This window comes from Asaia sp. A2 (assembly GCF_057319415.1).
In genome coordinates this window covers 400,128-421,804 of the sequence record NZ_JBXWTO010000001.1, presented here as the reverse complement: position 1 = coordinate 421,804, position 21,677 = coordinate 400,128, and the positions used below count along the sequence as shown (strand labels likewise).

20 protein-coding genes, 1 tRNA gene and 1 other RNA gene are annotated in these 21,677 nt (G+C 58.0%); 17 read left to right on the top strand and 5 right to left on the bottom strand.

Annotated elements, in window-relative coordinates; genetic code table 11:
- Positions 1–6 precede the first annotated feature (6 nt).
- The 4 genes from mnmA (at position 7) to ACWNRM_RS01900 (ending at position 2,765) form a co-directional block, all read left to right on the top strand.
- Entirely contained in the window at positions 7–1,071 is a 1,065-nt protein-coding gene (gene mnmA / locus ACWNRM_RS01915) for a tRNA 2-thiouridine(34) synthase MnmA (RefSeq protein ID WP_485169234.1), read from the top strand.
- A gap of 14 nt (positions 1,072–1,085) precedes the next feature.
- Positions 1,086–1,745, top strand: a complete 660-nt coding sequence (locus ACWNRM_RS01910; protein WP_485169233.1) for a glutathione S-transferase family protein — start codon at positions 1,086–1,088, stop codon at positions 1,743–1,745.
- Between the two features lie 462 nt (positions 1,746–2,207).
- Entirely contained in the window at positions 2,208–2,621 is a 414-nt protein-coding gene (gene dksA, locus ACWNRM_RS01905; protein ID WP_023979604.1) for an RNA polymerase-binding protein DksA, read from the top strand.
- A 69-nt stretch (positions 2,622–2,690) separates the two neighbouring features.
- A tRNA-Thr gene (locus tag ACWNRM_RS01900) sits at positions 2,691–2,765 on the top strand.
- Positions 2,766–3,536: 771 nt separating this feature from the next.
- Here ACWNRM_RS01900 and ACWNRM_RS01895 read toward each other — a convergent pair.
- Positions 3,537–4,031 carry a lysozyme gene (locus ACWNRM_RS01895; protein ID WP_485169232.1) on the bottom strand — a complete coding sequence of 165 codons (495 nt, stop codon included), beginning with the start codon at positions 4,029–4,031 and terminating at the stop codon, positions 3,537–3,539.
- Between the two features lie 647 nt (positions 4,032–4,678).
- On the opposite strand from ACWNRM_RS01895, the gene ACWNRM_RS01890 reads away from it, so the two are divergent.
- Both ACWNRM_RS01890 and ACWNRM_RS01885 read left to right on the top strand, forming a co-directional pair.
- Entirely contained in the window at positions 4,679–5,782 is a 1,104-nt protein-coding gene (locus ACWNRM_RS01890; protein ID WP_485169231.1) for a histidine kinase dimerization/phosphoacceptor domain -containing protein, read from the top strand.
- Positions 5,782–6,231 (top strand): response regulator, encoded by a 450-nt coding sequence (locus ACWNRM_RS01885; RefSeq protein ID WP_485169230.1) that lies wholly within the window; start codon positions 5,782–5,784, stop codon positions 6,229–6,231. The genes ACWNRM_RS01890 and ACWNRM_RS01885 overlap by 1 nt, the downstream gene beginning before the upstream one ends.
- Positions 6,232–6,297: 66 nt before the next feature.
- Here the strand turns inward: ACWNRM_RS01885 and ACWNRM_RS01880 are convergent, their stop codons facing one another.
- Positions 6,298–7,098 (bottom strand): SDR family NAD(P)-dependent oxidoreductase, encoded by an 801-nt coding sequence (locus tag ACWNRM_RS01880; protein WP_485169229.1) that lies wholly within the window; start codon positions 7,096–7,098, stop codon positions 6,298–6,300.
- Between the two features lie 137 nt (positions 7,099–7,235).
- Positions 7,236–8,027: an SDR family NAD(P)-dependent oxidoreductase gene (locus ACWNRM_RS01875; protein ID WP_485169228.1), complete on the bottom strand. Its 792-nt coding sequence runs from the start codon at positions 8,025–8,027 to the stop codon at positions 7,236–7,238.
- A gap of 510 nt (positions 8,028–8,537) precedes the next feature.
- On the opposite strand from ACWNRM_RS01875, the gene ACWNRM_RS01870 reads away from it, so the two are divergent.
- From ACWNRM_RS01870 to ACWNRM_RS01850, 5 genes are all read left to right on the top strand, one after another.
- Complete coding sequence (locus ACWNRM_RS01870; protein ID WP_485169227.1) at positions 8,538–8,822, top strand: putative hemolysin; 285 nt, start codon at positions 8,538–8,540, stop codon at positions 8,820–8,822.
- A gap of 274 nt (positions 8,823–9,096) precedes the next feature.
- The gene (locus ACWNRM_RS01865; protein WP_485169226.1) at positions 9,097–9,801 is read left to right on the top strand and encodes an HAD family hydrolase; all 705 of its coding nucleotides are present in this window, start codon (positions 9,097–9,099) and stop codon (positions 9,799–9,801) included.
- A 521-nt stretch (positions 9,802–10,322) separates the two neighbouring features.
- Positions 10,323–11,063, top strand: coding sequence for an HAD family hydrolase (locus ACWNRM_RS01860; protein ID WP_485169225.1), 741 nt, complete (start codon positions 10,323–10,325; stop codon positions 11,061–11,063).
- Between the two features lie 161 nt (positions 11,064–11,224).
- Positions 11,225–11,437 (top strand): hypervirulence associated TUDOR domain-containing protein, encoded by a 213-nt coding sequence (locus ACWNRM_RS01855; protein ID WP_485169224.1) that lies wholly within the window; start codon positions 11,225–11,227, stop codon positions 11,435–11,437.
- 5 nt (positions 11,438–11,442) lie between these two features.
- Entirely contained in the window at positions 11,443–11,910 is a 468-nt protein-coding gene (locus ACWNRM_RS01850; RefSeq protein WP_485169223.1) for a DUF3465 domain-containing protein, read from the top strand.
- A 104-nt stretch (positions 11,911–12,014) separates the two neighbouring features.
- Here ACWNRM_RS01850 and clpA read toward each other — a convergent pair whose 3' ends face one another.
- Together clpA and clpS are read right to left on the bottom strand one after the other, a co-directional pair.
- Positions 12,015–14,351: an ATP-dependent Clp protease ATP-binding subunit ClpA gene (gene clpA, locus ACWNRM_RS01845; protein WP_485169222.1), complete on the bottom strand. Its 2,337-nt coding sequence runs from the start codon at positions 14,349–14,351 to the stop codon at positions 12,015–12,017.
- A 115-nt stretch (positions 14,352–14,466) separates the two neighbouring features.
- On the bottom strand, positions 14,467–14,835 hold the full coding sequence (gene clpS / locus ACWNRM_RS01840; RefSeq protein ID WP_485172136.1) for an ATP-dependent Clp protease adapter ClpS: 369 nt from the start codon (positions 14,833–14,835) through the stop codon (positions 14,467–14,469).
- A gap of 316 nt (positions 14,836–15,151) precedes the next feature.
- Here clpS and ACWNRM_RS01835 point away from each other — a divergent pair, with 316 nt between their 5' ends.
- From ACWNRM_RS01835 to ACWNRM_RS01810, 6 genes are all read left to right on the top strand, one after another.
- Positions 15,152–16,270: a D-alanyl-D-alanine carboxypeptidase family protein gene (locus ACWNRM_RS01835; protein ID WP_485169220.1), complete on the top strand. Its 1,119-nt coding sequence runs from the start codon at positions 15,152–15,154 to the stop codon at positions 16,268–16,270.
- A 121-nt stretch (positions 16,271–16,391) separates the two neighbouring features.
- Positions 16,392–17,183 (top strand): type I methionyl aminopeptidase, encoded by a 792-nt coding sequence (gene map / locus ACWNRM_RS01830; protein ID WP_485169315.1) that lies wholly within the window; start codon positions 16,392–16,394, stop codon positions 17,181–17,183.
- Between the two features lie 129 nt (positions 17,184–17,312).
- Complete coding sequence (gene ggt, locus ACWNRM_RS01825) at positions 17,313–19,037, top strand: gamma-glutamyltransferase (RefSeq protein WP_485169314.1); 1,725 nt, start codon at positions 17,313–17,315, stop codon at positions 19,035–19,037.
- A 57-nt stretch (positions 19,038–19,094) separates the two neighbouring features.
- Positions 19,095–19,191: signal recognition particle sRNA small type (gene ffs, locus ACWNRM_RS01820), an RNA gene on the top strand.
- A gap of 32 nt (positions 19,192–19,223) precedes the next feature.
- Positions 19,224–21,335 (top strand): DNA polymerase III subunit gamma/tau, encoded by a 2,112-nt coding sequence (locus tag ACWNRM_RS01815; RefSeq protein WP_485169219.1) that lies wholly within the window; start codon positions 19,224–19,226, stop codon positions 21,333–21,335.
- Between the two features lie 18 nt (positions 21,336–21,353).
- Positions 21,354–21,677, top strand: a complete 324-nt coding sequence (locus ACWNRM_RS01810; protein ID WP_023977620.1) for a YbaB/EbfC family nucleoid-associated protein — start codon at positions 21,354–21,356, stop codon at positions 21,675–21,677.

The following is a 21,677-nucleotide window of genomic DNA, read 5'->3' as shown; positions in this document are numbered from 1 at the left end:
GATCTCATGCGTATCCTAGTTGCCATGTCGGGAGGCGTGGACAGTTCCGTAGTGGCCGCGCTCCTGAAACAGGAAGGGCATGAGGTCATCGGCGCCACGTTGCAGCTTTATGATCATGGTCAGGCCGTGTCCAAGCCCGGTGCCTGCTGTGCGGGCCGTGACATTCTTGATGCGCGTGCCGTGGCCGACAGGCTCGATATCCCGCACTACGTCATCAATGCTGAAGATCGTTTTCGCAGCAGCGTGATGGCCAGTTTTGCCGACAGCTATGCACGTGGTGAAACGCCCGTGCCCTGTGTGGCGTGCAATCAGGGCGTTAAATTCACCGATCTGCTGAGCATGGCCCGTGATCTGGGCTGCGAGGCGATGGCGACCGGTCACTATGTGCGGCGTATCGAGGGCGAGGAGCGGTCGGAACTGCATCGCCCGTCCGACAGCTCGCGCGATCAGTCATGGTTCCTGTTCGCAACGACGCAGGACCAGCTCGACTATCTGCGCTTTCCGCTTGGCGATATGCCGAACAAGGATGCAGTGCGTCAGAAAGCCGAGGCATTCGGACTGGCAATCGCCGCCAAGCCCGATAGCCAGGATATATGCTTCGTCCCCACTGGCACCTATGCCGAGGTGGTTGAGAAGCTGCGCCCCGAAACCAGCGGGACTGGCGAGATCGTCGATGAGACAGGGCGTATCCTGGGCCAGCATGAGGGCATCGCGCGCTACACAGTCGGGCAGAGCAAACGCCTGGGTGACATCCACACGAAGGATGGCCGCCGCCAGATTGTCAAACGCATTGACGCCACGACGCGCCGTATCATCGTGGGCCCCAAGGAAAATGCTGGTCGGAGCGAATTTGCCCTGCGCGACATGAACTGGCTGATCGATGCGCCGGAAACCGGCGTGCGCTGTCAGGTGCAGATCCGGGCCCGCGAGGTGACGCGTGACGCCTGGGTCTATCCTCTTGCAGGCGGTGCGCGTGTCGTGCTGGATGAGATTGCCATGCCGGCGCCCGGACAGGCCTGTGTTCTTTATCAGGACAGCAGGGTTCTGGGCGGGGGCTTCATTCTCGCCTGAACAGGATCATTGTCATGGATCGTCTCGTCATCGGAACGCGCCGCTACTCCTCCTGGTCCCTGAGAGGGTGGCTCGCCGTGCGTTGCGCCGGGCTGGATGTGTCGGACGAGGTTATCGCCCTGCGCGGAGGCGGACAGACGAGCGAGATCCATGAGATCTCTCCCAATGGGATGGTACCCTATCTGGTGCATCAGGGCGCCCGGATATGGGAAAGCCTTGCGATCTGCGAATACTGCGCTGAAATCACACCCGCATTGTGGCCAGCCGATCGTGTTGCGCGCGCGGCGGCCCGCAGCGTGGCCGCTGAGATGCATGCAGGCTTTCGCGCCTTGCGCATTGCCATGCCCATGAATCTGGGCCGGACGAACCGCCCTTTGGTCGAAACTGGCGAAGATGTAGTGGCCGATATCGTCAAGATCGACAGGATATGGTGCGTGACACGCGAGCGCTTCGGTACAACCGGGCCCTATCTTTTCGGCGCCGATTTCTGCGCCGCTGATATTATGTTTGCGCCGGTAGTCTCGCGTTTTACCTCCTATGGGGTAACGCTCTCGGCTATCGCTGAAGCCTACCGGCTCGCTGTACTCGATCATCCCCTTATGCAGGAATGGGCGCGCCTTGGTGCGTTGGAGCCTGTCTCCTGGCAGTTGGAGCGTTACGAGGCACTGGCCTGACCCTTCACTCGCTTCGGGCAGCGGACGCCAGTCGCCGTAACAGTGCTGGAGCAATGCGGTCGTGCTGGTTCATGATCGCGCCTGTTTCGACCAACAGCCGGGCTTCTTTCTGACATCCTGGGGTATGGGAGAGTACGGATGACCGCATTATACATTACCTGATGGCGTGTCTCGGTCTCGTAGCGTTCTTCGGTATTGGAACAGATTTCCGAAATAAAAATCACAGCGAAAGTATGTGTCGATTTTATTACCGGTGGCGGATTTTGGGATTTATATCAGCTGTCAACTGATAGATTGCGTGTTTTTGACAGTTCGGGCTTGGCGATCGTTACCAAGGCGGGTATAAGCCGCGCCAAACCAGCCATGCCGTTGTGCTCAGGATACGGGTTTGGGCCTTCATCACCTGACAAGCCTATCACAAGGCGGCGGGACACAAGCGACTTGCGTTAAGGACAGACGTGCATGATCACGCTCCCACCGGATTATCGGCCCTCTGACGACGAAGAGTTCATGAATCCGCTTCAGGTGGAGTTCTTCAGACAAAAACTTCTCCGTTGGCGCAACGACTTGCTCAAGGAAGCCAATCTGACGCTTGCCAGTCTGTCTGAGGGTGGAATTCATGAAGCCGATGTTACTGACCGCGCAAGCGTTGAGACGGACAGGGCTCTTGAACTGAGAACACGCGACCGGGCCCGCAAACTGATCGGCAAGATCAATCTTGCCCTGCAGCGTGTCGAGAACGGTTCTTACGGCTTTTGCGAAGAAACAGGGGAGCCGATTGGCCTGCGTCGCCTGGAGGCCCGCCCGATCGCCACAATGTCGATCGAGGCGCAGGAGCGTCACGAGCGTATGGAAAAGATTCATCGCGACGACTGATTCTTTTTACAAAAAAGCGCTTTCGGGGCTTGCAGCTTTCAGGCTGAGAAGCTACGAAGCGCTCCAGTTGCTGCTGTAGCTCAGTGGTAGAGCACTCCCTTGGTAAGGGAGAGGTCGCGAGTTCAATCCTCGCTAGCAGCACCATGATTTTCCTAACAATCTAACTCCGTAGTCATGACATCCTATTCGGTATGTCGTGCCGGAATTCTGTGTACCGCGGTGTGCTCGACAGGCAATTTGCCCGCGAGCAAGTGCGAGATAGCCAGCCTCCATTGAAAAGCGCGTGGCGAGGTATCCAGACCACGCGCAATGCGTTTTCCGCTGCTTGACTTGTTCCATGAAGCCTCGCTCGAGACCGCACCGAGAGAAAATTCATTGGTAGCGTGCATGGGCAAGAAGGCGTTTGCAGGCTGCTCTCGTTGGATAATCTTGGGTCGTTATGCCCACACTACCCCAGTACCCTGGCGGTCAAAAGCGGGAGATAAAGGCCAGCCAGGCAGCCCCGAGGCACGCGGCCGCTGCAAGCCATCTGATTCCTGGCCTATTGTGACGCAGCCTGTATGTCCGGCCTTAAACACCTCGTGTCCCGTACCAGGTAATTGCGGCCTATGCTTCTCTCTGTTGCGATCTTGTTCCAGATCACAAGTTTCTCGGCTTCGTATCGTCGGCATTCGCCGCACACCTGCCGTTCATAGCGAGGCAGTTAACCAGCTTGTAAAGGACAAGCCATTTGGAGCTGTCTGCCGGGCGTGGCCAGAAGCGGGCTGCGACCGCACATGAGGCGATGAGGAATGTGCCGACAGCAGTCAGGTCTGCTGCCAGCTCTGCGGGTATTAGTGGTATGAGGGAAAGGTATAGCTGTTGCCAGTCGAGCGCCATTGTCCAATTTCCTGCGTGGGTTGAAAAAGTGGATAATCAAGCGAGGCGTGTCACGCCCGCCACGGGCTGACCAAAGTAAACGGCACGCTCGATCTGGCGGCGTTTTCTGAGTCCGGGCAGAACCACCATCCGGCCTTTCACGCAGGCTTTGTCCCAGCGGCCTAATTGCTCACCTGCTGCGGTGTATTGGCCCTGGTTGAGCAGGGTGCGAAGCGTTGATCGACGCATGGCAGAACTGCCGATATTGAACTGCCAGGACAAGAGGGCGCCCTCCTGGCAAGGTGCGAGCGGCACTGTGACTGCGCTACGTAATTTCTCGCGAAGGCCAGTCAATGTGTGCCTAAGCAGGTCGCAGGCGCCGCTTGTCGTCAATGGCAATGTGCGGGCGGTGACGGGGCTTCCATCAGCAAGAAAGCGGTTGCCTATGCCAATTGTCCAATAGCCGGCGGGACAAAGATAAGGCGCAAGGCGCAGCCCCTCGATATCGTCACGGCAAAGTAGCGCCATGGCGATTTCAATTGAATCGTCCATCAAAGACCTCTTCATTTTCTTGTTTTCGATTTGTTATTATAAGGAACGCGCAGTTTCTTGCCTCACGTCTCGTCCTGACCTTTTTAAGGGGTAGATCACGGGCGATCTTTCTCCGCCGAGCGTTCGCAAGCGGAGAGAATTTCCGTCTCCAGGCCCTGACTGGGCTATCCGTATTCCAGATGGCTCCGGTACGACCTTATTTATGCTGGAGGAAGCATAAGGAGGCATTCATGACCTTGGGTCAGCACCAGGCTTGTCAGCCTTCAGGGGTTACTGGATCGGGTTTTGAAATGTCGGGAAGACCTTACAGGCAAGGTCGGCAGGAATAATTCCTCGCATATACCCGAATTCAATACTAATTAATACAACACTATTGGTTATAATTGGAATATATTATTCATTAATAATTTTCATATCCGGTTTATTACTCAGGCCTTCGAGGCAGGCATGGTAATCCGCAGGCGCATGCAAACAGTCTTCATGTCTTTTGGCCGTGGAACGTTTGAAGCGTTGTTCTCCGGCGACCCCTTGAGGGCGTGTTGGCCGTATCCTGATTCCGTATGAGGCGAAGCGGTTTGAAACCCTCTCAACAAGGTTTCGTTTGAACAAGATGTGATGCCTCTTCGGCATTGACCGGGGGAGACAGTGTGAAGCAGCGCGACGATTGGCACCTGACGGATGAGCTCGATTATGAGCAGGGGCGAGGTGACCCATTCGCTGCTGCTGTGCGGGCAACCCGCATGCCCATGGTAATTACGGATCCGGAGCAGGCAGATAATCCGATTGTGTTTTGCAATGTCGCCTTCCAGGAATTGACCGGGTATGACCGTGCCGAAATCATTGGCAGGAATTGCCGTTTTCTGCAGGGACCAGAAACCGACCCAGAGTCAGTTGCCCGGGTCCGAAGAGCTATTGAGGAAGGCCATGACATTGACGTGGACCTGCTGAATTACCGTAAGGATGGCTCTGTTTTCTGGAATGCCCTGTATCTCTCGCCTGTGCGTGATGCCAAGGGTGACATACGCTTCTTTTTCGCTTCTCAGCTTGATGTAACCGAGCGCGTGCAGGCGCAGCAGATCATCAATCACCAGAAGATTCTGGTCGAGCGCGAGGTCGCGCGACGGACGGCCGATCTCCGCAGTGCGCTTGAGGCAAAAACAATCTTGCTTCATGAAGTCGATCACCGCGTCAAAAACAACCTCACGATGATTGGTTCTCTTTTGCGGTTGCAGGCTCGTACAATTGATGACCCGGCAATCGTCGCGAGACTCGACAGCATGCTCGAACGTGTTGATGCTCTCGCTGTGGTGCACAGACAGCTTTATCAGTCGGAAGATATCGCTGCTTTCGACATAGGCAGCTTTGTGGAGAACCTTGCACGCGATGTCGTCGGTTCGAGTGGTCGTACTGACATACGTTTGTTGTTCAAGGTCGCGCCGCTGATGATTGACTCAGCCCACGCCTCTGCCCTTGGTCTCATTCTCAACGAGATTCTGACGAATGCCATCAAGCATGGCTTTTCCAACGGACGGTCGGGCGTGCTTGGCCTGTTCGTCGGCGAGGAGAATGGCTCTGGAACGATCAGGATCTGTGATGACGGTCCGGGCATGCCCTCAGTGAAACGTACCCGAAGCATCGGCGCTGCCCTGATTACTCGCCTGTCGCGGCAGGCTCAGGCTCAGGCAACCTGGAGCGACAACGGTCCAGGCACGTGCGTCACGATCACCTTTCCCAAAAGCGATACCCCATAATGTCGACTCCCATGGATGTCCTTATCGTCGAAGACGAAATGATCATTGCAATGGACATGGAAGCCCTCGTCCGTGACAGCGGTCATGACGTGGTGGGTGCCGTAGCATCACTACGGGAGGTCGAGGCGTTACCCGATCAGGTCAGTCCGCAACTGGCCCTGGTCGATCTTCATCTCGCGGAGGGATCGAGCGGGTTCCAGGTCTGTGCGCATATTCGCGAGAGATGGCCTGAGGCCTTGATCATTTTCCTGACCGCGAATGTTTCAAAAATTCCGGCGGATTTTTCAGGGGCTCATGGCGTGATTGCCAAGCCGTTTTCTCATGCTGGCGTGGTCAATGCCCTGCGTTATCTGTCTGAGGGGGTGTTCGACCCTCCGCCCTCCGTGCCCCGTCCATCAAGCCTTGCGACGTCTGAGCACCTGCGCGAGCGTTGGGCAATTGGTGCATGATGAACGATCTGTACAGAAGCCGGGGGACGATGATCTGTGGCATTGCCCCCGGCGCCAGTTGAAGGTCTAGAGGATGCCGCCCGAAATTGGCATCGTGACACCGGTAATGTAGCTGGCGTCTTCGCTCAGGAGGAAGGCTACAGTACCGGGGATTTCCTCGATATCACCCAGACGTCGCATCGGTACACCGGCCACCATTTCTTTCTTGACCGTCTCCGGATCGGTCGAGAAATACTGGGTGTTCGTAGCAGCCTGAAGCTCGGTCTGACGGTCCCACATGAAGCCCGGCCCCATCAGGGCAGGGGCGATGCCATTGACACGGATATTATGGGGTGCGAGATCCTTTGAGGCGACCTGAGTCAGGCCGACCACGCCGAATTTCGATGAGCCATAGGCGCCCATGTTTGGCGGACCCTGCAGGCCTGCCATGCTGGCTGTATTCACAATGCTACCTGAACGGCGGGCGACCATGCGGCGCGATACAGCACGCAGTACATGAAACGCCCCGACCAGATCGATATCAACGACGCGCTGAAAGTCTTCAACGGGATACTCATGAATCGGTGCGAAGGCACCCTGATAACCGGCATTATTGAATAGCAGGTCGATCGGGCCGACGGTTTTCTCGGCGTAATCGACGGCTTCCTCGACACTGGCGTAGTTCGTGACGTCACAAACCACCGTCTTGACCTTCACGCCATGCTCGGCCAACTGCTTCGCCGCTTGGTCGAGTTTGCCCTGATCGAGATCGAGCAGCACGGCGTGGCTGCCTTCTTTCGCCAGACGGCGCGCTACGGCGAGGCCTATATTGCCAGCGGCACCGGTCACGAGAGCTGTCTTGCCAGCGAAACGTTTCGTCTCACTCATTGGTTGTCATCCTTCATGGTCGTATCCCGGCCTCTAGATCGGGATGCGCCGAAAGACCCTGCCTTGCCCTCGGCGGCAAAGGCGCGGGTCGGTTCCTTACGACTAGCAGTATAGCAGGGCTTTCGCATTGCTATGCATCAAAGGGTTTTAAGCATCCCGCCATCGACGAAATAGGATGACCCCACGCTGTAGGAAGCCTTGTCCGAGCACAGGAACACGAAGAAATTCGCCAGTTCCTCGGGTGACCCAAAGCGCTTGATAGGGGCATGTTCGTCGGCAACGCCCTGCAGATAGGCTTCCCAGTCGCCACCGCTCTCGCTGGTCAGTTGCTTGGCGGTCTTGATCCAGTCAGGTGTCAGGATCAGACCCGGATTGACACAGTTCACGCGGATGTTGTCCTTGATCACCTCTGTCGAGAGGGTTTTCGAGAACATCATCAAGGCTGCTTTGGTGACATTATAGATCGGCTCGTACCACAGCGGCTGGGCTGCACAGATGGAGGCATTGTGAATGATGGCGCCACCGCCACGCTTCTTCATGCCGGGTACAAGGCCACGCGCGAGGCGGATGGCCGCCATGACGTGCAGATCCCAGTAGAACTGCCACTTCTCGTCAGAGGCTTCCATGATGGTCTCGTTCGAGCCCGTTCCAGCGTTGTTGATGAGGATATCCGCACCACCGAAGGCGGCTTCCGTTTCACGCACAATGCTTTCAATGCCCTCGCTGCTGGCCACATCGGCAGCGACAGGTACACAGCGCACGCCACAGCTTTCCGCGAGTTTCGATGCCGCCTCTGTCAGCCGTTCCTTGTCACGGGCCACCATGACGATGTGAGCACCCTCGCGGGCCAGCCCCTCCGCGACTGCGAGGCCAATGCCGACACTACCGCCCGTAATAACGGCGACTTTATCCTTGAGACCCAGATCCATTCCGATCTTCCTTGTCAGATCCTGCGCCGTCTCCCGCTGAGACGGTCCAAAGGCGGCACACTGAACGAGGGAACGGTAGCGGGAGGAAGGGGGCAAGGTGCACAAGTTTGAGTGACATTGAACACGCTGTAGTGAGATATCGGAGGGCGAGAGCCGACCCGGTCTACGAGAGCGAAGGTGATCTTGCCTTCGTTGCTCAGGGGGCATGATAGTCGCGCATCCCTGCTCGTAGCAGGGAGCGCAGGGAACGCCTGGTCGATCCCGTGGTGTTTGGCTGCTGCAAGACTATATGGTGGTATTGCGGACCCGAGCCTGCGGATGTTCCCGCTACATTCCGGGCTCTGACTGAATGCGCGCTGTCATTGATACGCAATGGCGGCGCGAGTTGAGGGGCGGGCTCTCTCTCTCTCTCTCTCTCTCTCTCTCTCTCTCTCTCTCTCTCGACGGAGCGTTCAAGATGGTCCATCACGCTTCCAGGCAAATAACATCCGAGCGAAAGGGGCATACGTCATGACCATATCAAGTCATGCGAGAAATCGTCGCGCCACTGGCCTTGCTGTGGCGTCAGTGCTCACGCTCGCATCCCTGATTTCCGGATGTGCGCGTGATGATGGGCCGTCAAAGGCGGTTGCCATCGCCAACCCTGCCTCAGTCTATTGCAAGCAGCAGGGTGGTAAGCTTGAGATAAGGCACGAAAAAGGTGGTGAGGTTGGCTACTGCCATCTTGCCTATGGACGTGTCGTCGAAGAATGGGTGCTTTATCGTGCCACCCAGCATCAATCCTCTGGACATTGATCTGAAAGAGCCAAAGGTCTGGTTCGCGTGGGGTATGCCCCCCCTCGCGTTCCGGAGGGGGATGTTCTCCATAGCGTGCTTGTGAATGGGGGAAGAGCCGCCCCAGGCAAACAGGGTGAGGGTGGCGCCGTTAACGCCATATGGCGCTAAACGGTTTGACGGTACCCATGCTTATCCTGCCCCACCTCTACGCGGGGCGACAACGCTGCATCTGTATTGTTTCTCATTGAAAAGCAGCGTCGCAGCAAGAGACATGCAGCGAAAGAGACGAAAGATGATCGCTACAACCCTGCCGGACTCCCTCATCGTCACCCCGCAGATGCCAGTGCGCGGAGTGATTTTCGATATGGATGGCCTTTTGTTTGATACCGAATCCCTGGGTATCGAGGCTTCCATGAAAGCCGCCGCCTTATGCAGGTTGTCTCTTCCGATGTCGCTCGCCCGAGATATGATCGGCTGTTCTGAGGAACAATGTCACTCCGCTCTGGCGGCATATTTTGGACCAGCGACATCGCTGGATGAGTTTTTTTTCCAGCAGGAAGTGTGCCTGTCCCGCCTGGTGCAGGAAGGCCGTTTGCAGCTGAAGCCCGGCGTTATGTCGCTCCTCGGGTTGCTTGACGACCGTAATATTCCGCGAGCTATAGCGACCTCATCGAGCCACGCGCGCGCCTGGGGGCATCTTGAAGCGCTCGCTCTTGCCGAGCGTTTCGATGCCGTGGTGACGCGCGATGATGTCATTCTCGGTAAACCTGACCCCGAACCCTATCTGCTCGCAGCTGCGCGCATAGGCGTGACCGCCGAACTTTGTCTCGCGCTCGAGGATTCGCCTGTCGGTGCGCGCGCAGCATGGGCTGCTGGAATCCGTGTGATTCTGGTGCCAGATCTGGCTCAGCCGGACGTATTCGTGACGGAGCATGCGCTTGCCATTGTTCAAAATCTTGACATCGCGACAGACTATCTGACGCGCTATGCCCGATAGAAGCCTGTTTACCTCAAGCGCGCGGGCTCGGCTCAATCATGCGTTTTGCATGAAGGCTACAAAAACTTCATGCGGACATCACAGAACCTGCGAGGCTGTTCGACGCTGACTATCATGGAAGCGCGACTATTGGAGATGATCGATGGCCGGATGGAACAAATCTTGGCGATAGCTTTCTTTCCAAAAGAAAGCGTATCATCAAAGTAAATAAGAACGAATAATATAGTATAGACATATGGAATATATTATTGTGTCATGTTTCTGTAATGTTATGTATATGCTATATTGAATTATCTGATGTCACACAACAAGCGTGATTTATATCGCTATTGAGTGGCGAGGCGATTTTTTTGTGCGTTCTGTATCGTCATCTGCTGCATATGGCGCATTTTGCTATTTTGTCCTTGCAATTTTATTTTTGATCTCTATCTTTGCCTCATACACACGATTTCGTGATTGCCCAAACCCTGTGTGCAGGAAGCGCTCCTTGGCGCCCGCACAGACCGAGAGAGGACAATGTCATGACCGTAGCTCCTGCAAATGCTACCGATATCCCTGCCGCCCTTCGTGAAGACGGTGCCCTGAAGCTCGTTATTTTCGATTGTGATGGCGTTCTGGTTGACGGCGAACATCTATCGACGGCCAAGATGGCTGAGGAAGCCCGTCATTACGGCTGGAACATTACCAACGATGAGGCTCACAAGATTTTCACAGGTGGTGAGCTGGTGAAGATCGGTGAACGCATCGGCCGTGAAACCGGCAACGAGATGCCGGAAAACTGGGACATGATGATGCAGGATCGCATTGTCAAAATGATGGAAACCGAAGCAGAAACAATTGATGGTGCCCATGACATGCTGCAGAGCGTGCATGATCTGGGTCTTCCCATTCGTATCGGTTCAAATTCCTCTGGTGCAGAGATGGAAGCCAAGTTCTCGAGCACGGGGCTTGACGAGCTGCTCGAAGAGGAGCGCATTCATTCTGGTCGTGACCTCGACATGCCGAAGCCGCGCCCCGATCTCTATCTGCACGCAGCTGAGATGGAGGGAGTGAAGCCGGAAAACTGCATCGTGCTTGAAGACTCGGATACGGGCGCAGAAGCTGCACGTCGTGCGGGTATGGCCTGCGTGCTGCTGCGCGACCTCAGCAAGCCTGCTCCCAGCTGGCCCGGTCTGCTGCGCATCGGGCATCTTTCTGAATTCCCGCTGATCCTCAAGCAAATTCTGGACGTACAGTCCGGCGCGAAGGCAATTGCTGCCTGAGGTTTGGTGATTGTTCACCCGCAAAAAAGCCGTCCCTCGGGGCGGCTTTTTTAATGTCTGCGCGGTTGGCGAGGCAGGCAACATTCCTGCCTCGCCCTGCGTTCGGTTTGCACGGGATTTTCCTTCCCAACCACCCGCAGGGCAGAGCAAGGACAGGCATCATGTCGGCAGAGAACTTCAAGAAGGGTGATGATGTCACCTGGAAGACGAGTAACGGCGAAACCGAGGGCCATGTGGTCAAGACGGTTACAAAGCCGATGAAGATCAAAAGCAACGAGGTGAAAGCGTCCAAGGACAATCCCAAAATTATGGTGGAGAGTGACAAGACTGGCGCGAAGGCCGCGCACAAGCCAGACACACTGCACAAAAAGTGACGCAGATGCAGGTTCAATCATTTCGGCGCTGGAGAGGCACCGCGCTTGCCGCTCTGGCTTTCGCTGTGGCTCCCGCCATTGCGCAGGCAGCAGACGGCCAGTGTGATAACGCGAAATTCCAGGCTGATCAGGCTGGTTTTCTGCAAACAGGTCCGACGCGTGTCGACCTGCCTGAACATGTCTGCGGAAAGGTCCTGTCGGTCACAACGCGCACGCGTCACTCGCGTAGCGGTGTCCATGGCTACTTCGTCATGCAGCTGGCACCCGGGCAGGCCATTCGCATCGTGTCTGATCTCGACCGTATGAACGCGCCGGCATGGCCGTGGGTCAAGCCGGGCGATCAGGTTGAGGTCGTAGGCCGGTATTATTTCGACTCCGCACGCAGTCAGGGCATCGACTGGACGCATCATGGTACGGGCCGACACTGGGCGACGCCCGGTTATGTCGTCGTGAACGGTACGCGCTACGAATAAAAAAAGCGGTGGGTTTTCCCACCGCTTTTTTGCTTTTGGCTCTTGTGGGCCTGACGTTTTGTTTTCCCTCTCAACCGGCAGGCTGCCGAGGCAAGAGGGAAATATCAGTTATCACTGGTCGCTTCCGACTTCTCGTCAGAATCTTCCTCACCGTTCTTGGGTGTGGCCGGAGTGGCCTCAAGGAAGTCGAAGTGCAGTGCGTTGTCCTTCAGCCCGATGCGTACCGCACCGCCATTTGCGAGAGCACCGAACAATAGCTCCTCCGCGAGGGGCTTCTTGATCGTGTCCTGAATGACGCGCCCCAATGGGCGTGCGCCGTAGTGGCGGTCATAGCCGCGTTCAGCCAGCCATTCCTTGGCCGCGGAACTGATCTCGATCGTCACATGACGATCGGCCAGCTGCGCCTCAAGTTGCAGCACGAATTTCTCGACCACCCGGCCAACAGTCTCAGGTGTAAGATTGGCAAATGGAATGATCGCATCCAGCCGGTTACGGAATTCCGGGGTGAACAGGCGCTTGATGGCGTCTTCATCCTCACCCACACGATCCGTTCGGCCAAACCCGACAGCTTCCTTGCTCAGATCGGCCGCGCCCGCATTGGTCGTCATGATCAGGATGACATTGCGGAAGTCGATAGTCTTGCCGTTATGGTCGGTCAGACGGCCATGATCCATGACCTGAAGCAGGATATTATAGAGTTCGGGATGCGCCTTCTCGATTTCATCAAGCAGAAGCACCGCATGCGGATGCTGGTCGATCGCATCGGTCAGCAAGCCGCCCTGATCGAACCCGACATAACCCGGCGGCGCACCGATCAGGCGTGAAATGGAGTGGCGCTCCATATACTCCGACATGTCGAAGCGGATCAGTTCAACTCCAAGAGAGGCGGCAAGCTGCTTGGCCACTTCGGTCTTGCCCACACCAGTCGGTCCGGAAAACAGATAGTTCCCGATAGGCTTTTCAGGATCACGCAGACCGGCACGAGCCAGCTTGATGGCCGAGCTGAGGGCTTCGATCGCCGTATCCTGACCGAACACCATGTTCTTCAGATCGCGGGAAAGAAGGCGAAGCGTTTCGCGGTCATCAGTCGATACTGATTTGGGTGGAATACGCGCGATCTTGGCCACGATCTCTTCAATGTCCTTGAGCGTGACCGTCTTGCGGCGTTTGCTTTCGGGCAGGAGCATGCGCGACGCACCGGCTTCGTCGATGATGTCGATGGCCTTATCCGGCAACTTGCGGTCGTGCATGTATTTGGCCGAAAGTTCGACCGCTGCCTTAAGGGCGTCATCGGTGTAACGAACCTTGTGATGGCGCTCGTAATTGCCTTTGAGGCCACGCAGGATCTTGATCGTATCGCTGATCGAGGGCTCGGGCACGTCGATCTTCTGGAACCGGCGTACGAGCGCACGGTCCTTTTCAAAATGCTGACGGTATTCCTTGTAGGTGGTCGAGCCGATGCAACGCAGCGTACCGGCTGCCAGTGCGGGCTTGAGCAGGTTGGACGCATCCATTGCCCCACCCGACGTCGCACCTGCGCCAATTACCGTGTGGATTTCATCAATGAAGAGGATGGCACCCGGCGTCTGGTCCAGCTCCGTCACCACCGCCTTGAGGCGCTCCTCGAAATCGCCACGATAGCGAGTGCCTGCAAGCAGGGCTCCCATATCGAGCGAGAAGATCGTTGCATCGAGCAGCACCTCTGGCACGTCGCCCTCGACGATGCGTTTGGCCAACCCTTCGGCGATCGCGGTTTTGCCTACACCCGGGTCACCCACATAAAGAGGGTTGTTCTTGGTGCGACGGCACAGGATCTGGATCGTTCGCTCTACTTCGCCGTCACGCCCGATCAACGGGTCGATCTTGCCGTCCTCGGCACGCTTGTTGAGATCGACGCAATAGGCGGCAAGCGCTTCCTGCGGCTTGGCGGCCTTGCCCTGCTTTTCCTCACGTTCCCCTTCATCCTTGTCGCGCGAACCGGTCGGCGTGCGGCGGCTGGATTTGTCGGGTGCCTTGGCAATGCCGTGGGAGATGAAATTGACGGCATCAAGCCGGGTCATGTCCTGCAACTGCAGAAAATAGACGGCATGGCTTTCGCGTTCGGCAAAGAGCGCAACCAGCACATTGGCACCCGTCACCTCATCGCGGCCCGTAGACTGCACATGGATGGCCGCGCGCTGAATGACGCGCTGGAAAGCAGCTGTCGGCTTGGGTTCGGTGGGGCGGTCGGAGGCAAGCCCAGCGAGATCCTTGTCGAGAAACTCGGTCAGGTCTGCGCGAAGCTTCTCAAGGTCGATCCCGCAGGCCTTGAATACCGTCACCGAGTCTGCGTCTTCGGTCAGAGCCAGCAGCAGGTGTTCAAGGGTTGCGTATTCGTGGCGTCGTTCACCCGCAAGAGTGAGGGCGCGATGGAGCGTCTGTTCGAGCATACGAGACAACATGAGGGCGCTCCTTGAGGTCAGGCGTGACGGGTCAGCATGACAGGATGTAGGCAAATAGAGGGATTGTAAAAGGGTCTCTCCTGCCGTTTCCCTGGCAAGGCCAAATAATTTCGGTTCAGGCTTTCTCAATCATGCATTGCAGTGGGTGCTGGTTTTGGCGCGCCAGATCCATCACCTGGGTTACCTTGCTCTCTGCCACCTCAAAGGTGAAGACCCCGCAGACCCCAACGCCTTTTTTGTGGACGTTGAGCATGATGTTGGTCGCCTCTTCTCGTGATTTGGAGAAAAAGCGCTCCAGAACATGCACGACGAATTCCATGGGCGTGTAATCGTCATTGAGCATGAGGACCTTGTACATCGCCGGACGACGGGTCTCTGGTCGCGCCTGGATGACGACACTGATATGCGACTCGTCGTTATTGCCGTCCTTGCGTGGTGGATCGTCCTCGCCCGCCAGGTGGGGCAGGGAAGGGAATGGACTCACCGGGGCGTCGGGTGACCGGGTTCCTGAAGCGGCTGTGCAGTACGGCATGGTATGGAACATATGGGATTGCAACGCCGTAAGCAAAGAGCATTCGTGTGCTTTGTCGACAGAGCATGCGGCTGGCCCGGTGTTGTAGAACGGGTGTCCGGCTCGCCTGGTGCGGAAGGCAAAATACGGCGTGCGTCTGCCTGGGCGGTTTGTGTTCTTTTACCTTATTTTTCCCTCAATTGCGGCAGATCATCGTGGACGATGTGAAATGTGTCAGTCTATGATACCAGTTAACGCCAGATCTCCGGGGGCACGAGTGACCTACTGCATGCAGTCCGCTATCAAGAAGAACCTGATCAAGGTTACCCGGGCGGGCAAGGCGCGCAGATGGCCTGTTTTCAGTCGTGTTCTTCTTGGTGCCAGCCTCGGGGCTGGAACTGTCATTGCGTCGACGCCAGCTCACGCCCAGTATGCTGGCCATGTCAGCTCCTATGTTGTGGATGTGAACAGCGGTGCGGTGCTGTCGCAGGTCGATCCTGATCTTCAGCGTTATCCTGCCTCACTGACCAAGCTCATGACGCTGTACATGACCTTCCGGGCCTTGCGCGCGGGTGAGATCACAGCAGATACCCCCGTGCCGGTTTCTATTCATGCCTCGATCCAGGCGCCCTCCAAACTTGGTCTGGTCCCAGGTACGCACTTTGTGGTTCAGCAGGCAATACTGGGTCTTGTCACGAAGTCAGCAAATGATGCGGCCTGCGCGCTTGGCGAGTTGCTGGGCGGCGGTGACGAAGTCCGTTTCGCCAATATGATGACGCAGCAGGCCCGTGCGATAGGTATGTCGAATACGACATTCCGTAATGCCTCAGGCCTGCCTGATCCTGATCAGGTTACCACGGCGCGAGACCTTTCGATGCTGGCACAGCATCTTGTTCAGGATTTTCCTGAATATTATCATTATTTCGCAACGCCTATGTTCGCGTTTCACGGGCGCATGATTCCCAACCATAATCCGATGCTCAAGACCTATGCGGGTGCTGACGGGATGAAGACCGGCTATACCGATCTGGCAGGGCATAATCTGATAACATCTGCCCAGCGTAGCAATGTGCGTCTCGTCGGCGTCGTGTTGGGCGCTCGTTCAAACCCGCAGCGTAACGCCATGATGGCTAATATACTGGATCAGGGTTTTGCGGCAGAGGGCGTTGCCCCGATGGCGCCGCTCCACCCACCCGTCGCCCTTGCGCGCAATACGCGTCGCCACCGGGCTGCAACGTCAAATACATCGTCCGTGCTGGAGGTCGCAGAGGCACCGAGCGGGCCACGTCGCTATCAGCCACTCGCACATGGCAGCAAGCATCACACAGTGGCTTCTGCCAAGGTGCGCATGGCCACGTCGCGTCATGTCGTTTCCACGCATAAAAAGAGCCGCCACCAGAAGGGTTGATCCGGTCAGGCGATAAAAAACCACGATCCGGCCTTGCTCCTCATGCCCCGGCAGCGCATTTTCTCTGCATCATCCGTGAAGTAGACAACATGAGCGGGAGCAACAGCAGGGTATGGACAGTATGGCGCACGACCACGGGATCACGATTTATACTGAGGACGATTTTGTTGGCCTGAGAAAAGCGGGTCAACTCGCTGCCGCCACACTCGACATGATCACACCCTATGTCGTGCCCGGCGCCAAGACCGATGATCTCAACCGTCTGATCCACGAATACACGCTCGATCATGGTGCGGTTCCTGCACCGCTGAATTATCGCGGCTTCCCAAAATCCTGCTGCATCTCGATCAACCATGTCGTCTGTCATGGCATCCCCGGCGAGCGCTGCCTGAAGGATGGCGATATCGTCAATATCGACGTCACCTCGATTATCGATGGCTGGTATGGCGATACATCGCGCATGTATCTGGTGGGAAACGTGCCCCGTAAGGCCGCCAATCTGGTTGATGCAACCTATAAGGCGCTGATGCTGGGCATTGCGGAAGTTGCGCCGGGCAAGACGCTGGGTGATATCGGGCACGCCATCCAGAGCTTTGCCGAGGGGCAGCGACTCTCGGTCGTGCGCGATTTCTGCGGCCATGGCATCGGGCGTGAATTCCATGCCGAGCCGCAGGTCGTGCATTACGGCAAGCCGGGCAAGGGGCTGAAGCTGAGAGAAGGCATGGTGTTCACGATCGAACCCATGCTCAATCTGGGCAAGGAAGGCACCAAGACGCTTGAAGACGGCTGGACAGCTGTGACGCGTGATCGCTCCCTTTCCGCACAGTTCGAACATATGCTTGCCGTAACGAGTGAGGGATGCGAGATTTTCACGCTCTCGCCTGCCGGCTTTACCAAGCCGCCTTACGTCTGAAGCCAAAGGCTTCTGTCTGATCTGCAAGGAACGATTTACGTGAAGCGTGTCAGCACCCGGGTTGCGGCCCTGCCGCTCCTCCTCGCCAGCATTTCTGTCTCGAGTCTCGCCCAGGCTGCGCCCGCGACCATGCCCTATGACCCGCTGGCCTTTGGCACGGTCAACCCGGCGCTCAAGCCCGCAAAGCCGGTTGTCGGAACGCGCGGCATGGTCGTATCGGCCCAGCATCTGGCGTCGGAGGCCGGGCGTCGTATTCTGGCCTCGGGTGGCAATGCGGCTGACGCTGCCGTTGCGGTGGGGTATGCGCTTGCGGTTGTCTATCCGGCCGCCGGCAATATCGGCGGCGGTGGCTTCATGACCCTGCGCCTGCCAGACGGCAAGACGACCTTCATCGACTTCCGTGAGCACGCGCCGCTCGCTGCCACGGCCACGATGTATCAGGATGCACAGGGCAAGGTGGACCCCAAGGCCTCCATCGAAGGATGGCGGGCAATCGGCGTGCCGGGCACAGTTGCCGGACTGGACGAGATCCAGCGTCGCTGGGGCAAGCTCAGCCGTGCTCAGGTCATGGCGCCGGCCATCGAGCTGGCGGAGAAGGGCTTTGTGATCGGGCAGGGCGATGCCGATCTTCTGCACACCAGCACCGCGGCCTTCCAGAAAGACCCGCATGCATCAAAGATCTTTCTTCGTCCCGACGGTACACCGCTCCAGCCGGGCGATCGTCTGGTGCAGACAGAGCTTGCCCGCACGTTGCGCAGCATTGCGAGCCAGGGGCCGGATGTGTTCTACAGGGGCGATATTGCCCAGCGCGTCGTAGCTGCCAGCAAGCAGAATGGCGGGATTCTGAGCCTCGCCGATTTCGCAGCCTATCACACGCGCGAGCTGGAACCGATCCATTGCAGCTATCGTGGCTATGATATCGATACAGCCCCGCCGCCGAGCGGTGGTGGCGTGGCCCTGTGCGAAATGCTCGACATTCTGTCTGGCTATGACATGAAGCAGCTTGGCCTGCGCACGGTGGCTGGCGTTCAGCGTCAGGTAGAGGCCATGCGCCATGCCTATTCCGACCGCCGCGATCTGGGCGATCCGGACTTCGTGAAGAACCCCGTTGTCCATCTGATCGACCCGGCCTATGCGGCCGCCATCCGTCAGGGTATTCCGCTCGATCACGCCCTGAATTCCGATGCGCTGGTCGCGGGCGCCGCCCTGCCGGGTGTCATGCAGGCCCAGCCTGCCGAAGATCACGAAAAGCATGAGACAACGCAGTTCTCTGTAGCTGACCGCTCAGGCTTCGCCATTTCTGCCACCTACACGCTCAATGGCTGGTTCGGCGCGGGTGTTATCGGTGGGAATACCGGCTTTTTCCTCAATGATGAGATGGATGATTTTGCCGCCAAGCCGGGCAGTGCCAACATGTTTGGCATTGTCGGGTCCGAGGCCAATGCCATCGCACCGGGCAAGACCCCTCTGTCATCCATGGCCCCCACGATTATTACGCATGAGGGCAAGCCTTTCATGGTGATCGGCAGCCCCGGCGGTTCGCGCATTCCTACCATCATCCTGTCTGTCGTGCTTGGGGTGATCGATGGTGGGCTGGACATTCAGCAGGCCGTGGATCTGCCGCGTATTCATGAACAGTGGAAGCCCTCGGCGATCGAACTGGAACCGCGGGCACTCAGCCCCGATGTGATGCAGCAGCTTCAGATCGAGGGATACGCGCTCTCGCCGCATCGCCCCTGGGGCGTGGCCGAGGGAATTCTGTTCGGGCGTCCATCGGTTGCGGCACCTGCAAGCGGCAAGCTTTATGGGGGCTGGGACCGACGCCATGAAGGCGGCGGCGCAAGCGGATTGTAAAAAAACCTGATCCTGCCTCTTGCGCATGAGAGGCAGAATGGTGTTAACCCTTCACCGGGAGGTCGGCCTTGGACGGACGGCTTGCGAACCCGGTCAGGTCCGGAAGGAAGCAGCCGCAGTGAGTTTTGTTCGGGTCATGTGTTCGGCCTCCCACCCTCTGAAGCAGCCGGTCTCGTCGCGCGAGTCATGACGCCTTCAGACACCCCCTCCCATGATGACGATATCCCGCTGCCCCCGGTTGAGGCTGGCGGGTTTTTCGATGCGCCGCAGGAAACTCCCGTTGAGGCGGCTGCGCCTGCATCAGCAGCGTCCGTGGCACCCGCGCGGGATAAAAACGAGCGCAGCGGACCCTATCGTGTTCTCGCCCGCAAATATCGCCCCCAGCATTTCGATGACCTGATCGGGCAGGATGCGACGGTGCGTATCCTGCGCCGTGCCTTCCAGCTGGGCCGCGTTGCGCATGCCTTCATGCTCACCGGCGTGCGCGGCGTGGGCAAGACCACAACGGCGCGTATCATCGCCCGTGCGCTCAACTGCATTGGTGTCGATGGGCAGGGCGGCCCGACCGCTGATCCTTGCGGTGTCTGCGCCAATTGCACGGCCATTCTCGCCGATCGTCATCCCGATGTGCTCGAGATGGACGCCGCATCACGGACGGGCGTGGACGATATACGCGAGATCATCGAGGCGACACGTTTCCGCCCGATGCAGGGGCGCATGAAGGTCTTCATCATCGATGAGGTCCATATGCTCTCACGCAACGCCTTCAACGCGTTGCTTAAAACCCTCGAGGAACCACCTGAGCAGGTGACCTTCATCTTTGCGACGACCGAACTGCGCAAGGTGCCAGTGACAGTGCTCTCACGCTGCCAGCGATTCGATCTGCGCCGCGTGCCGCAGGAGATGCTCATGCAGCATTTCGCGGGTATTGCGGAAAAGGAGTCGGTCGCGTTCTCGGAAGAGGCGCTCGCTCTGATCGCGCGCGCTGCCGATGGCTCTGTGCGTGACGGGCTGTCTCTGCTCGATCAGGCGATTGCACAAGGTGAGGGCGAGGGGGCCGAGCGCATTGAGGCCCCCATGGTCAGCGCCATGCTGGGGCTGGCCGATCGTCAGCTCGTGTTCGACCTGTTCGAGATCCTGATGCAGGGCAAGGCCGAAGAGGCGCTTGCCATGAGTGGTCAGGCCTATGCGCAGGGGGCCGATCTCGGCATCCTCCTCGCCGATCTGCTCGATCTGATTCACGTAATCTCGCGTCTCAAGGCCATCCCTTCGCTGCGTCACAGCCGCGAATTGCCGGAGGCCGAGCGTGATCGCGGGGCCTCTCTGGCCGATCGCCTGCCCAATGCCGAACTCGGTCGTGCCTGGCAGATCCTGCTCAAGGGTATTCAGGAAGTCGAGCAGGCCCCTGATCGACGCGCTGCGGCGGAGATGGTGCTCATACGTCTGTGCTATGCCAGCACCCTGCCAACGCCGGATCGCGTGGCACGCATGGTCATGCAGATGCAATCCGAGGACCGCCCCGCCGGTGATATGGACAGGGAGAGTCTGGCAGGTCCCTCGGGAAGTATGACCAGTCATGGCACCGGATCGGTTTCCGCACAGGCGAGCAGCCCGCAGGGGATTCCGGGCAGTCAGGGTGGTGATGACCGCCCCAGGGCGGCCCTGCGTCTGGTTGCGAATGGGGGTGTGGCCTACGACCCTGTCTCCAATGCCGAGGCTGTCCCTGCGCCCGTTCTGACCCCGGTACAGCCAGCGCCGCAGGGCGAGGAGGCAGACGCTCTCCTGCCGCCCCTGCGTTCATGGCGTGAGATGGTCGCTTTTGTCGCACGCCAGTCCGAAGCCATGTTGCATGGTATGCTGCGCCATTCGGCTCATCTTGTGCGCTTCGAGCCGCCACGTGTGGCCATACGCATGGCCCGTGGAACGCCGCCGCGTATTGAAACCCGTCTGCAGGCCCTGCTTGAGAAAGCCTATCCGGGGCAGTGGCATGTCGAGGCCTCGGATGAAGAAGGCGAGCCGACACTGGATGAGCAGGGTGCAGAGATTGTAGCCCTGCGCCGCGAGGAACTGCATGCGCACCCGCTGCTGCGTGCCATACTCGACGTGTTTCCCGATGCCCGTGTTGGCGAGCCGAAGGATCTCTCGCTCGACGAATACGGGCTTCCCCCTGAAGAGCTTGAAGAGCCGGAAAGCTGGACGGCAGAACCTGCCGTGCCCGATCTGGACTTTGCGCCCCTCGATGCCGATCTGATGGATGACGATGACTGGCACGATTTCGGTGGCAGCTCTTCCTTCTGACCTCAAGGACAAGACATCATGAAAAATCTCGCAGGACTGATGAAGCAGGCCTCACAGATGCAATCGCGCATGGAAGAGGTGCAGAACACGCTCAATGCGCTCACGGTCGAGGGCTCCTCGGGCGCCGGGCTCGTCAGTGTAACCCTTAGCGGCAAGGGTGACATGCGTGGCCTGCGTATTGATCCGAAGCTGGCTGACCCGAATGAAGTCGAGATGCTTCAGGATCTGATCATCGCGGCCTTTGCCGATGCCCGCAGCAAGGTCGAGGCAGCCAATGCCGAGGAAATGCGCAAGGTCACTGGCGGGATCGATCTGCCGGCTGGCATGAAGTTTCCTTTCTGA